The 11,667-nt window shown below is 64.0% G+C and carries 10 protein-coding genes; 4 read left to right on the forward strand and 6 right to left on the reverse strand.

Translation table 11 applies throughout. From position 1 onward, the window contains the following. Positions 1 to 23 precede the first annotated feature (23 nt). From M2S36_RS18615 to ptrR, 4 genes are all read right to left on the reverse strand, one after another. Positions 24 to 545: an acyloxyacyl hydrolase gene (locus M2S36_RS18615; RefSeq protein WP_207831876.1), complete on the reverse strand. Its 522-nt coding sequence runs from the start codon at positions 543 to 545 to the stop codon at positions 24 to 26. Between the two features lie 197 nt (positions 546 to 742). After that, positions 743 to 1,489, reverse strand: a complete 747-nt coding sequence (locus M2S36_RS18620) for a phytanoyl-CoA dioxygenase family protein (RefSeq protein ID WP_333957599.1) — start codon at positions 1,487 to 1,489, stop codon at positions 743 to 745. Positions 1,490 to 1,543: 54 nt separating this feature from the next. After that, positions 1,544 to 1,987: a carboxypeptidase regulatory-like domain-containing protein gene (locus M2S36_RS18625; protein ID WP_207831872.1), complete on the reverse strand. Its 444-nt coding sequence runs from the start codon at positions 1,985 to 1,987 to the stop codon at positions 1,544 to 1,546. A gap of 125 nt (positions 1,988 to 2,112) precedes the next feature. Continuing rightward, on the reverse strand, positions 2,113 to 2,979 hold the full coding sequence (gene ptrR, locus M2S36_RS18630; RefSeq protein ID WP_063914122.1) for a putrescine utilization regulator PtrR: 867 nt from the start codon (positions 2,977 to 2,979) through the stop codon (positions 2,113 to 2,115). 107 nt (positions 2,980 to 3,086) lie between these two features. On the opposite strand from ptrR, the gene M2S36_RS18635 reads away from it, so the two are divergent. Further along, the gene (locus M2S36_RS18635) at positions 3,087 to 4,472 is read left to right on the forward strand and encodes an aldehyde dehydrogenase family protein (RefSeq protein WP_233694598.1); all 1,386 of its coding nucleotides are present in this window, start codon (positions 3,087 to 3,089) and stop codon (positions 4,470 to 4,472) included. Between the two features lie 94 nt (positions 4,473 to 4,566). Here M2S36_RS18635 and M2S36_RS18640 read toward each other — a convergent pair whose 3' ends face one another. Beyond that, positions 4,567 to 6,477: an AAA family ATPase gene (locus tag M2S36_RS18640; protein ID WP_207831868.1), complete on the reverse strand. Its 1,911-nt coding sequence runs from the start codon at positions 6,475 to 6,477 to the stop codon at positions 4,567 to 4,569. Positions 6,478 to 6,664: 187 nt separating this feature from the next. Then, complete coding sequence (locus M2S36_RS18645; protein ID WP_233687784.1) at positions 6,665 to 7,564, reverse strand: helix-turn-helix domain-containing protein; 900 nt, start codon at positions 7,562 to 7,564, stop codon at positions 6,665 to 6,667. A 183-nt stretch (positions 7,565 to 7,747) separates the two neighbouring features. Between M2S36_RS18645 and M2S36_RS18650 the strand changes: the two genes are divergently transcribed. The 3 genes from M2S36_RS18650 (at position 7,748) to M2S36_RS18660 (ending at position 11,642) form a co-directional block, all read left to right on the forward strand. Beyond that, positions 7,748 to 9,106: a glutamine synthetase family protein gene (locus M2S36_RS18650; protein ID WP_063914126.1), complete on the forward strand. Its 1,359-nt coding sequence runs from the start codon at positions 7,748 to 7,750 to the stop codon at positions 9,104 to 9,106. Between the two features lie 138 nt (positions 9,107 to 9,244). Continuing rightward, positions 9,245 to 10,333, forward strand: coding sequence for a polyamine ABC transporter substrate-binding protein (locus M2S36_RS18655; protein WP_207831864.1), 1,089 nt, complete (start codon positions 9,245 to 9,247; stop codon positions 10,331 to 10,333). A 13-nt stretch (positions 10,334 to 10,346) separates the two neighbouring features. Further along, the gene (locus M2S36_RS18660; protein WP_333957601.1) at positions 10,347 to 11,642 is read left to right on the forward strand and encodes an NAD(P)/FAD-dependent oxidoreductase; all 1,296 of its coding nucleotides are present in this window, start codon (positions 10,347 to 10,349) and stop codon (positions 11,640 to 11,642) included. Positions 11,643 to 11,667: the final 25 nt, after the last annotated feature.

The raw sequence follows: 11,667 nt of genomic DNA on the forward strand, positions 1-11,667 counted from the left end.
GGGCCGCAAAGCGGCCCCCGGTCTCAGAACCCTTTGCTGTAGAACAGCGAGTACGACTCGATGCCGTCGTTAGGCTGCTTGAGCCCCGCGTTGGAGTAATGCATCGCGCGGATCCCCACCTTCTGCTCTCCCGGCAATTTCAGGCCAAAGCCGATGCGGTCTTCGAAGTTGACCGCCGAGCCCAGGCGCTGGTCGCCCACGTCGGTCTTGGAAAACGCCGCCAGGCCAATGCCGGCCTCGATGTACGGGGTATAGGTAAAACCGCTGAATTCATAGGTAAACACCGGGCTGAACGACAGCGAGTGCGCGCCACTGGCCTCACCTCCCTCCCAATAGGTGTAGGCCGCATCCCAGTATCCGGTCAGATAACCGGTGCTGCTCTCCAGCCATTTCTTGTCCCAGTCGAACGACAGGCCAATACGGTAGGTCATGTCGCCTTGGCCAGTGGCGCCAACGGCGCCGGTCACCTGCGCTGCCTGGGCCAGATTCGCTCCGGCAAAGGCCAGCACTGCAGCAGCCAGCGAAGCTGCTAGTCGGGTTTTCATCAATGACTTCTCCTGATGGTCTACACGGCAAGTGGGGGCTTGGGCCCCTCGATCTTATGCGGTGACCGGTTGCATCCGGACCGGTCACGCGAAGTAATACTTTTCTGATTATCGACCAGATAACCAGAAAGTTGAAAGCGAGTTGCCACTATTGGCTAATTCCGTCTGCCAGCCTCTAGCCTGCCGAACAGCAGGACTCAGTCGTATTCCGCTTCTTCGTGTTCGCCCAGCAGACGCCTTTGCCTGGGTGTGGCCTCCTCCAGCACCTGAGGGTTGAAACGCCAGTTCAGGTACGGCGAAAACTTCTGCGCGACCATGCGCCGGCCGTAATGCACTTGCAGCATGTCGCGCTCGCGTGACTGGGTGCAGTTGGCCCCGCCGCTGTGCCAGACATCGCTGCGAAACACCAGCGCGTCCCCTGCCTTGCACAGCACCGGCTGGGCCTCATGGCCCTGCCAGTGTTGCTCGCCAGCCCGCGGTGGCCGCGCCGTACGGTGGCTGCCCGGTACAACCCAGGTCGGCCCGATGTGATGGTCGATATCGCTGAGGTACAGCTGCGCAGTCAGGATCTGCGCGGGCTGGGTGAAGTCACCACGCTCACTGAGCCAATCGGGCAACTGCATGGGCAGATGGTCCAGGTGCAGGGCCATGCCGGGGTAGCCCGGGTGGCTGCGCCAGGCGGTTTGCCCGATCACATGGCAGTCGGCGCCCAATGCCGCTTCGGCCAGGGCAATCAGCGGCGGCAGGTCGAGAAAGGGCAACCACAACGGGTTGCGGTTGAACACGCACTTGTAGTGTTCCAACAGCCCCTGGTAATCCCAGTGGATGGGCTGCAGGTCATCGATGGCGCAGCGCAACAAGGCGATACGCAAGGGTTCGAGCACACCGGGGAGCAACACATAGCCCCACTCGTCCAACATCTCCAGTTGAAGGTCCAGGCTCATGGCGATGCGCTCCTTTCAGGCAGGAGCACATCCGTACTCCTGCCCGTTTTTCCATCAACGCCAGTTCAAGCTAACGGTCGTGGGGGCCTTGCCACTCACGGTCACCAACTGTTGCACCGTCTCACCCTGGGCGTTGCCCGTAACTTTGTACTTGCCGGGAGGCAACTGCACGTACAGCAGCGGCCCGGCATCCACAACGCTGAGCACGGACTGGCCCTGTGCATTCTGGATGTCGACGTTGGCACCGCTCTGGAACTCACCTTCCGGGCCGGTGGAGAGCTCTACGTGCAGGTCATAGCCCGGGGTCTTGCGCAGGGCGTTGGCTTCATCCTGGCCGATGCCACCTTGCAGGTAGCGGATGCCGTTCTGCTCCTGCTGTTGCAGTTGCACGGCCTGCATGTTGATCGGGGCATTGAGGTCGGCGGCGGCGGCCAGGGTCCATGGCAGCGCCAGGGCGATCAGCAGCGCCGCGCCGAGGGCATAGTGATGGTTACGCATGGTACGACCCTCCTTTCGAGGATGGCTTACCTATTATCTGATCCTTCGGGCGTAACGGCGTTCGTGCTGATGCATGGTTGTCGGGATGAAATTTGCATCAATGGCGTAGGTTTTGCGTTAGAACATCAGCTTGCGCGCCCTTCTTCGAGCAATTTCACGAACATGCTCAAACTGCGCGACACCGTACCCCGTCGCCACACCAGCCAGGTTTTCAGGTAGCGGAAATCCTCCGACATCGGCCAGGCACTGACGGTGCTGCAACCGGGCATGTTGTCGAGCATGCTGCGCGGCATCATGGCCAGGCCGGCACCGGCGCTAACGCAGGCCAGCATGCCGTGGTACGACTCCATCTCGTGGATCTTGCCCGGCACGGCCTGGTCCTGGACGAACCAGTTCTCGAAGTGGTGGCGGTAAGAACAGTTGGCGCGAAAGGCGTAGATGCTTTCGCCATTGACGTCCTGGGCGCGGGTTACCGGGGCGTGGTTGAGCGGCGCGATGACCATCATTTCTTCCTCGAACACCGGCATGCCCTCCAGCGTCGGGTGCAGCACCGGCCCATCGACGAACGCCGCCACCAGGCGGCCAGACAGCACGCCTTCGAGCATGGTCCCGGAAGGCCCGGTGGACAGGTCCAGGTCGACCTTGGGGTAACGCTGGTTGTAGGCCGCCAGCAAGGCCGGGATGCGCACCGCCGCCGTGCTTTCCAGCGACCCCAGGGCGAAGGTACCTTGCGGGTCTTCACCGGCCACGGTCAGCCGCGCCTCGTGCACCAGGTCGAGGATGCGCCGGGTGTACTCAAGGAAGTTCCAGCCTGCTGGGGACAGGCGCAGGCGGCTCTTTTCACGGATGAACAGCTCCACGCCCAGGTCCTCTTCCAGTTGCTTGATGCGCGTGGTCAGGTTCGACGGCACCCGATGGATGTGCTGCGCGGCGGCGCTGATACTCCCCTGCTCTGCCACGGCCTTGAAGATCTCCAGTTGCACCAGGTCCACAGTCTTTCTCCAAACGTGAATGTTTCGCTCATTATTATTCAGTTTTCAATAAAGCCCTAGCCCACTAGTCTGGCGTCTCGGATCAACGACAACGAGAGTGTCCCGCCATGAGCGCGATCAGCAGCCTGACCCACGCCATCTCCCTCGACCCGTACAGCGGCGAGCAGATCGGCGCCTACCCGTTCGACACCGACGCCGCACTGGAAGCGGCGCTGCAACGCGCCAAGGTTGGCTACCGCCAGTGGCGCCAGGTGTCGCTGGGTCAGCGCAGCGAGTACCTGCTTGCCCTGGCCAGCACCCTCGAAGCCAAGGCTGAAGCCTTCGCGCAAATGATCAGCCACGAAATCGGCAAGCCGATCGCCCAGGCGCGCGGTGAAGTCAGCAAGTGCGTCGGCCTGTGCCGCTGGTACGCCGAGCACGGCCCGGCCATGCTCGCCCCCGAGCCGACCCAGGTCGAGAAAGCCCGCATCGAATACCGCCCGCTGGGCCCGATCCTGGCCGTGATGCCATGGAACTTCCCGGTCTGGCAGGTACTGCGCGGCGCCGTGCCGGCGATCCTGGCCGGCAACACCTACGTGCTCAAGCACGCGCCGAACGTGATGGGCAGCGCCTACCTGCTGGGCGAGCTGTTCAAGGATGCCGGCCTGCCGGAAGGCGTGTTCGAAGTGCTGAACGTGACCCCGGACGGCGTCACCCGCGCCATCAACGACCCGCGCATCGCCGCGGTGACCCTGACCGGCAGCGTGCGTGCCGGCATGGCGATTGGTGCACAAGCCGGCGCCGCGTTGAAGAAGTGCGTGCTGGAGCTGGGCGGTTCCGACCCGTTCATCGTGCTGGCCGATGCTGACCTGGACGCTGCCGTGAAGGCTGCGGTGATCGGCCGCTACCAGAACACCGGCCAGGTCTGCGCTGCGGCCAAGCGCCTGATCGTCGAGGAAAGCATCGTTGACGAATTCACCCGCAAGTTCGTTGAAGCGACCCGCGAGCTGAAGGTCGGCAACCCGCTGGAAGACAGCACCTACATCGGCCCGATGGCCCGTTACGACCTGCGCGACGAACTGGATGGCCAGGTCCAGGCGACCATCGCCGAAGGCGCCACCCTGCTGCTGGGTGGCCACAAGGTCGATGGCGTCGCCAACTTCTACGCGCCGACTGTGTTGGCCAACGTTACCCCGGACATGACCGCATTCAAGCAGGAACTGTTCGGGCCGGTGGCAGCGATCATCAGCGCACGGGATGCAGACCATGCGGTGGTGCTGGCTAACGACAGCGAATTCGGCCTGGCTTCGACCATCTACACCGCCGACTACGCGCTGGCCGAGCGCATGACCGCGGCGCTGGATACCGGCGGCGTGTTCATCAACGGCTATTGCGCTTCCGACCCCCGCGTGGCGTTTGGTGGGGTGAAGAAGAGCGGCTTCGGGCGTGAGCTGTCGCACTTTGGTGTGCGTGAGTTCACCAATGCCCAGACGGTGTGGCTGGACCGTAACTGATCCGATGCTTAGGGGCCGCATTGCGGCCCTGTGGGAGCGGGTTTACCCGCTCCCACAGGGATTTTGAAGGGCTGAAAAAGCAGCCCCAGGGGCCTCAATCGCGAACCTGGTCCTTGACCCAGTCCAGCATCCCCCCCGGCACGATCAGTTCATGCCGCGCCCGCGAACAGGCGGTATACAACCCCGCCAGCATCCGCGCCCGCTCATTGCGGTTCCCCGCCACTTGCGGCGCCACCATCAGCTCCGGCGACACCATTACCCGGGCGAACTCCATGTTCTTCACATCCCGCACCCGCCCCAGGAACAGCTTGGGCGCCTTGTCCCAGCGGTAACGGCTCTTGGCCCTGGCGAAGTGCTCCGGCGTGTAGCCCTTGCGCAGCATGTTGGCCACGGCAACGAACGCCTTGTCATCACCCTTGTCCTGCTCCAGCGCCTGCCAGCTGGCATAGCGGAACAGCATCGGGTGACGTGGCCGGGTACCATGGCGGTACAGTTCGATGCAGTCTTCGACGAACAACTCGAAGTCCTTGCGCGCGCTTTTCAGCAGCACGAACGGCACGCCCTGGTGGGTCAGGCGCTGGAACCAGCCAAACAGGCCCCATTCATCGTCGACGATCAGCGCCGTAGGCTGTTCCGGCACGCTCACCGTGTCGAAGAAGCTGACCCGGGTGTAATGCTCGGCGCTGCCACTGAAGGCCGCCTGGATCGCCGCCGGGTGTGCCTGGATCAGCGGGTTGAGCACGTTGTCCATCGCCGGCCCGGCCCGCAGTGAATGGTCGATATAACGCTGGCGGATAAAGCCGCCATGGTGCGCGCTGAGACCGTTGAGGTTCTGCAGCTCGTCACCCAGGGCAATGATCGACTGCGGGCTGCGGTCGAGCACGGCAAGCATTGGTGCCGACAGCTCGTGGGCCTCATCGACGATGACATGGGTGTAGCGGCTGTCGATCACATAACCGGTCAGCGACAGCAGTTTGACCCGATGGTAGTCGCGCACCGGCAACTGGATTTCCCGTGCCGACGGGCGAATCAGCTCCTGCCAGTACAACCGTGCCTTTTCCAGCAACACTTCCTGGTCCAGCGGCGTGGTCCCCGGCCCGGCCCAGGGCAGGTGGTGCAACTGCAACTGGGTGTCGGCGCTGTGGCAGAACGTACGCACCGCACGGATGCACAAGGCAACCACATCGCGTGCGGCGAGCGGGCCTATGTCAGGGATGGCCAGCCAACGTACCACCTGCGCATCCTGCGGGCGCCACGACAGCTTGGTACGGTACGGGTCGCGCAGGCGCCAGCCGTTGCCGGTGAGGTCGCGGTTGAGCAGCTCGTCGGCCAGTTGGCCAAAGGTCAGCGCGGTGTAGGCGGCGGCGTCCTTGACCCGTGCCTGCAGGGCGCGCAACTGGCCTTCGGTCAAGGCCAGCAACAGCGTACGCTGCGGCTCGAGCAGGCGGGCGAACTGATGAATCAGGAAGGTCTTGCCGGTGCCTGCAAAGCCCTGTACCGCCACCGACTCGTCGATACCACTGAGGAATTCGCGCAACAGGCGGTTCTGCTGGTCGCTGAGCATCAGGTCGCTGGCCAGGGACGGCAGGTACACCGGGTGCAGCGGGGTTGCCCGCTGGCGGTAGCTGTCGGCGAACTGGAAGTTCCACTGGCCCTCGGCGTCCAGCAGCTCGTCGGCCTGGTACTCCACCTCGGTCGACAGCAGTGCGATACCGTTTTCGCCCAGCATGCCCAGGCCCATGGCGAAGGCTTCGCGATCGAAGTGCTGCGCCACCTGGCCCTGGAAGCGGCCGGGTGCGGCGCTTTCGACTTCGTTGGCAATACGCACGATCTCGGCAAAGCGGCGCTCCTGCGCATCCGCCGAGGCGATGGCGGGCTGGCGCGGCAGGTTTTGCACGAACAGCACTGCGGCGGCGTCGAGGACGCTGGCGGTGGTGAAGAAATCGGTGGTGGGCTCGCTGGCGAGGCGGTCGGCCTGGTCGCTGGGCAAAGGCAGGTAGAACATCGGCACCTCGGGTGGAATCAGGGCGGCACGATAGCAATTTTCGCGGTGGAATGCTGGGCTGTGTATGTCTGGGCCTGCCTCTTCGCGGGTGAACCCGCTCCCACAGGGACCTCACAATGCCTGGCCCCGAGGTGATCCTGTGGGAGCGGGTTCACCCGCGAAGAGGCCAGTAGCTACACCATCAAATTCAGCCCCTGCCCCGCTTCAAGGTCTCACTGGGAAACTCCTTGAACAATTGCCGGTAACTCTCTGAAAACCTTCCCAAATGCCAGAACGACCAACGCATCGCCACTTCGGCGACGGTCACGCCACCGCCACGCAACAGATCGCGCCGCGCACCGTTCAGCCGGCGCAGGCGCAGCCAGTGCGCCGGCGTCATACCGGTAAACGCCTTGAACGCCTGCTGCAACTGGCGCAGGGAAACCCCCGCAACATCCGCCAGCTCCACCAGGTTCAGGGTTTCCTCCGGGCAGTCGGCCGCCCACTCGCTCACCCGGCGCATGATCGCCCGTTCCTCGTCACGCCGGCCCAACGCCACGCCCTGCAGGCGCTGGCAGGCGTTGTCGAGGATGAACAGGCAGTCTTCCAGCAGTTGCTCCGCCAGGGCCTGCCCCTGCAGCGGGCAATCGGCCTCGCCCAGGCGGGTCAACGTCGCGCTCAGCCAACTGCCGAACAGCGCATTCTGCCCGCTGCCCAGCGGCACCATGAACAACCCTTCCAGGCGCTGCGGGTCAAGCCCATGGCGGGCCAGGAAGGCCTGATCGAACACCACCGCCACTTCCTGGTAGTTCTCCGGCGTGATCCAGATGTTGCGGCTCTGTTCGTTCAGCAGGTACAGGCTGTTCTCGCTGCGGTCGAAGCAGAACGCCAGCGAACCGCTCGGCGCGCGGAAAAACTGCTCCACCCGGGTGTTCAGCCGCTCTTCGTAAACCTCCACCCCGTCCAGCCCCAGGCAACGCAGCTCACCGCTGAAATGCCCGGGCGACATTTGCCGGTACTGCTGCTGCCAGCCAGGGGTGGCACGTACTTGTTCGGTAACGTCGGTGGTGTGGAAAGCCTGGACTTGCAGGGCATTTGCGGTTGTCACGCTCGGTCCTAGTTGCACTCTTTTGGTGCATTCATTGCCGGAGAAAGTGGATAGATCAGCCTTGCTGGCTGCGACCAAGATAGTCTCCAGCGCGTCACCTGGGAAGCGGGACGCCTTCGAAACCACACAACGGTTTACGCCGGCACACTCGCTCCCACACTAAAACCCAACCAAGAGGTCTGTATGAACGCCCCCTTCGATCAGCTGTCCACCTGGCTGAAAGAACACCGGATCACCGAAGTCGAATGCGTGATCAGCGACCTGACCGGCATCGCCCGTGGCAAGATCGCGCCCACCGCCAAGTTTCTCCACGAGCGCGGCATGCGCCTGCCCGAGAGCGTGCTGCTGCAGACGGTCACCGGCGACTACGTTGACGATGACATCTACTACAACCTGCTCGATGCCGCCGACATCGACATGGTCTGCCGCCCCGACCCGGCCGCGGTGTACCAGATCCCGTGGGCGATCGAGCCGACCGCGATCGTGATCCACGACACCTTCGACAAGCAAGGCAACCCCATCGAACTGTCGCCGCGCAACGTGCTGAAGAAGGTGCTCAAGCTGTACGCCGACAAGGGCTGGCAGCCGATCGTGGCACCAGAGATGGAGTTCTACCTGACCCAGCGCTGCGAAGACCCGGACTTGCCGCTGCAAGTGCCGCTGGGGCGCTCCGGCCGCGCCGAAAGCGGCCGCCAGTCGTTCTCGATCGATGCCGCCAACGAATTCGACCCGCTGTTCGAAGACGTCTACGACTGGTGCGAGATCCAGGGCCTGGACCTGGACACGCTGATCCATGAAGACGGCCCGGCGCAGATGGAGATCAACTTCCGCCATGGCGACGCCCTGGACCTGGCCGACCAGATCACCGTGTTCAAGCGCACCATGCGTGAAGCGGCGCTCAAGCACAACGTGGCCGCCACCTTCATGGCCAAGCCGATCACCGACGAGCCGGGCAGTGCCATGCACCTGCACCAGAGCGTGGTGGACATCGCCACCGGCAAGCCGATCTTCGCCAATGAAGACGGCAGCATGAGCCAGCTGTTCCTGTACCACATCGGCGGTTTGCAGAAGTACATCCCCAAGTTGCTGCCGATGTTCGCGCCCAACGTCAACTCGTTCCGCCGCTTCCTGCCGGACACCTCGGCACCGGTGAACGTCGAGTGGGGTGAAGAAAACCGCACCGCCGGCCTGCGCGTGCCCACCTCCAGCCCCGAGGCGATGCGCGTGGAAAACCGCCTGCCGGGCGCCGATGCCAACCCGTACCTGGCCATCGCCGCCAGCCTGCTGTGCGGCTACCTGGGCATGGTCGAGCGCATCGAACCCAGCGCACCGGTGCAGGGGCGTGCCTACGAGCGGCGCAACCTGCGCCTGCCGATCACCATCGAGGACGCCCTGCAGCACATGGAAGACTGCGAGACCGTGCAGCAGTATCTGGGCAAGCAGTTCGTCCAGGGTTATGTGGCGGTCAAGCGTGCCGAGCATGAGAACTACAAGCGCGTGATCAGCTCGTGGGAGCGTGAATTCCTGATGCTGAGCGTCTGACCTTTCGCGGTACCTGTGGGAGCGGGTTTACCCGCGAATGCTGGGGTGCATTCAACGACGTATTCGCGGGTAAACCCGCTCCCACAGGGCACGAGCCCCTGCACCGAACTCGAAGAACAAGACCAACGAGGTGTCCCCATGCGTCATCTGCAAGCCCTGATCCCCGCCGCATTCACCCTGCTGTTCGCCACCACCACCCAGGCCACCCCCTCGGTCAGTGTGTACAACTGGACCGACTACATCGGTGACACCACCCTGGCCGACTTCCAGGCCAGCAGCGGGATCAAGGTGGTCTATGACGTGTTCGACTCCAACGAAACCCTGGAAGGCAAGCTGTTGGCCGGGCGCACCGGCTATGACGTGGTGGTGCCATCCAACCACTTCCTCGCACGCCAGGCCCAGGCCGGCGCCTTCCTGCCGCTGGACCGCAGCAAGCTGCCGAACTGGCAGCACCTGGACCCCAAGCTGCTCAAGCAGCTTGAACAGAACGACCCAGGCAACCAGTACGCCGTACCCTACCTGTGGGGCACCAACGGCATCGGCTACAACGTCGACAAGGTCAAGGCGGCCCTGGGTATCGACCATATCGATTCATGGGCAGTGCTGTTCGAGCCCGAGAACCTGAAAAAGCTCAAGCAGTGCGGCGTGGCGTTCATGGATTCGCCCGACGAACTGTTCCCGGCCATGCTCAACTACCTGGGCATGGACCCGCGCAGCGAAAAACCGGCTGACTATGCCAAGGCGGAAGCCCGCCTGCTCGAACTGCGCCCCTACATCACCTACTTCCACTCCTCCAAGTATGTTTCCGACCTGGCCAATGGCGATGTCTGCGTGGCCTTCGGCTACTCCGGCGACGTGTTCCAGGCCGCCAACCGCGCCGTGGAGGCGAAAAACGGCGTGAAAGTCGCCTACAGCATTCCCAGGGAAGGCAGCAACCTGTGGTTCGACCTGCTGGCCATCCCCAAAGACGCCAACAACCCCGAACAGGCCCTGGCGTTCATCAACTACCTGCTCGACCCCAAGGTAATCGCCAAGGTCAGCGCCACGGTCGGATATGCCAACGCCAACCCCGATGCCCAGGCCTACATGGACGCGTCGCTGGTCAACAACCCCGAGATCTACCCACCCCAGGACGTGCTGGACAAGCTGTACATTTCCAGCACGCCGAGCCCGAAGATCATGCGCGTCATGACCCGCTCCTGGAGCAAGATCAAGTCCAACCGCTGAGTCGAGAACGCTCATGTCTTTCACTACCCAACACACCGCTTCGTACTATGCCGCCACGGCACGCGATGCGGCGCCCTACCCCAGCCTGGAGGGCGAACTGACCGCCGATGTGTGCGTGGTCGGCGGCGGGCTGACCGGGGTCAATACCGCCCTGGAACTGGCCGAGCGCGGGCTCTCGGTGGTGCTGCTGGAAGGCCGGCGCATCGGCTGGGGGGCCAGCGGCCGCAACGGCGGCCAGCTGATTCGCGGCATCGGCCATGACGTCAGCAGCTTTGCCCGGCATGTCGGCCAGGACGGCGTGCATTACCTGAAGCAGGCCGGCATCGACTCGGTGGCGCTGGTGGCCAGCCGCATCGCCCAGTACGGCATTGCCTGCGACCTGCGCTGGGGCTTCTGCGAACTGGCCAACACCCCTGCACAGTTCGCCGCCTTCAAGGACGAACAGGATGACCTGCTTGCACTCGGCTATCGCCCTCAAACCCGCCTGGTCAGTGCCGACCAGCTGCATGAAATCGTCGCCAGCGACCAGTACGCCGGCGGCCTGGTGGACATGGGCTCGGGCCACCTGCACCCGCTCGACCTGGTCCAGGGCGAAGCCCGCGCCGCCCACGGCCTGGGCGTACGCATCTTCGAGCAGAGCCCGGTGCTGCGCATCGAGCACGGCCCCCGCGTGACCCTGCACACGGCCCGCGGCAAGGTGCGGGCAAGCAGCCTGGTGCTGGGCTGCAACGCCCACCTCGATGAACTGGAGCCACGCCTGAGCGGCAAGGTGCTGCCGGCCGGCAGCTACGTGGTGGCCACCGAGCCATTGCCTGAAGCACTGGCCAGCAGCCTGATCCCGCAGAACATGGCGCTGTGCGACCAGAAGGTCGGCCTGGACTACTACCGTCTCACGGCAGACCGGCGCCTGCTGTTCGGTGGCGCCTGCCACTATTCTGGCCGCGACCCCAAGGACATCGCCGCCTACATGCGGCCCAAGGTGCTGAAGGTGTTCCCGCAACTGGCCAACGTGCGTATCGACTACCAGTGGGGCGGAATGATCGGCATCACCGCCAACCGCTTCCCCCAGGTCGGGCGCCTCAGCCAGCACCCCAATGTGTATTACGCCCAGGGCTATTCCGGGCACGGGCTCAACGTCACCCACTGGACAGCGAAGATGCTGGCCGAAAGCATCGCGCTTGGCCACAGCCAGGGGCTGGACGTCTTCAGCGCGGTACCACATCTGACCTTCCCCGGCGGCAAGGCACTGCGCTCGCCGCTGCTGGCGCTGGGGATGTTGTGGTACCGATTGCGTGAGGTGCTGGGTTGAGTGCGCCTGGAGGTTTTCTGCGGCT

It is taken from the genome of Pseudomonas sp. SF2 (genome assembly GCF_036858055.1).
Lineage (GTDB): Bacteria > Pseudomonadota > Gammaproteobacteria > Pseudomonadales > Pseudomonadaceae > Aquipseudomonas.

What these genes read in the sequence shown, in the direction of transcription:
- M2S36_RS18615 (WP_207831876.1), bottom strand. Translation starts at nt 545, where the DNA reads ATGAAAACCCGACTAGCAGCTTCGCTGGCTGCTGCAGTGCTGGCCTTT.
- M2S36_RS18620 (WP_333957599.1), bottom strand. Translation starts at nt 1,489, where the DNA reads ATGAGCCTGGACCTTCAACTGGAGATGTTGGACGAGTGGGGCTATGTG.
- M2S36_RS18625 (WP_207831872.1), bottom strand. Translation starts at nt 1,987, where the DNA reads ATGCGTAACCATCACTATGCCCTCGGCGCGGCGCTGCTGATCGCCCTG.
- M2S36_RS18635 (WP_233694598.1), top strand. Translation starts at nt 3,087, where the DNA reads ATGAGCGCGATCAGCAGCCTGACCCACGCCATCTCCCTCGACCCGTAC.
- M2S36_RS18640 (WP_207831868.1), bottom strand. Translation starts at nt 6,477, where the DNA reads ATGTTCTACCTGCCTTTGCCCAGCGACCAGGCCGACCGCCTCGCCAGC.
- M2S36_RS18650 (WP_063914126.1), top strand. Translation starts at nt 7,748, where the DNA reads ATGAACGCCCCCTTCGATCAGCTGTCCACCTGGCTGAAAGAACACCGG.
- M2S36_RS18655 (WP_207831864.1), top strand. Translation starts at nt 9,245, where the DNA reads ATGCGTCATCTGCAAGCCCTGATCCCCGCCGCATTCACCCTGCTGTTC.
- M2S36_RS18660 (WP_333957601.1), top strand. Translation starts at nt 10,347, where the DNA reads ATGTCTTTCACTACCCAACACACCGCTTCGTACTATGCCGCCACGGCA.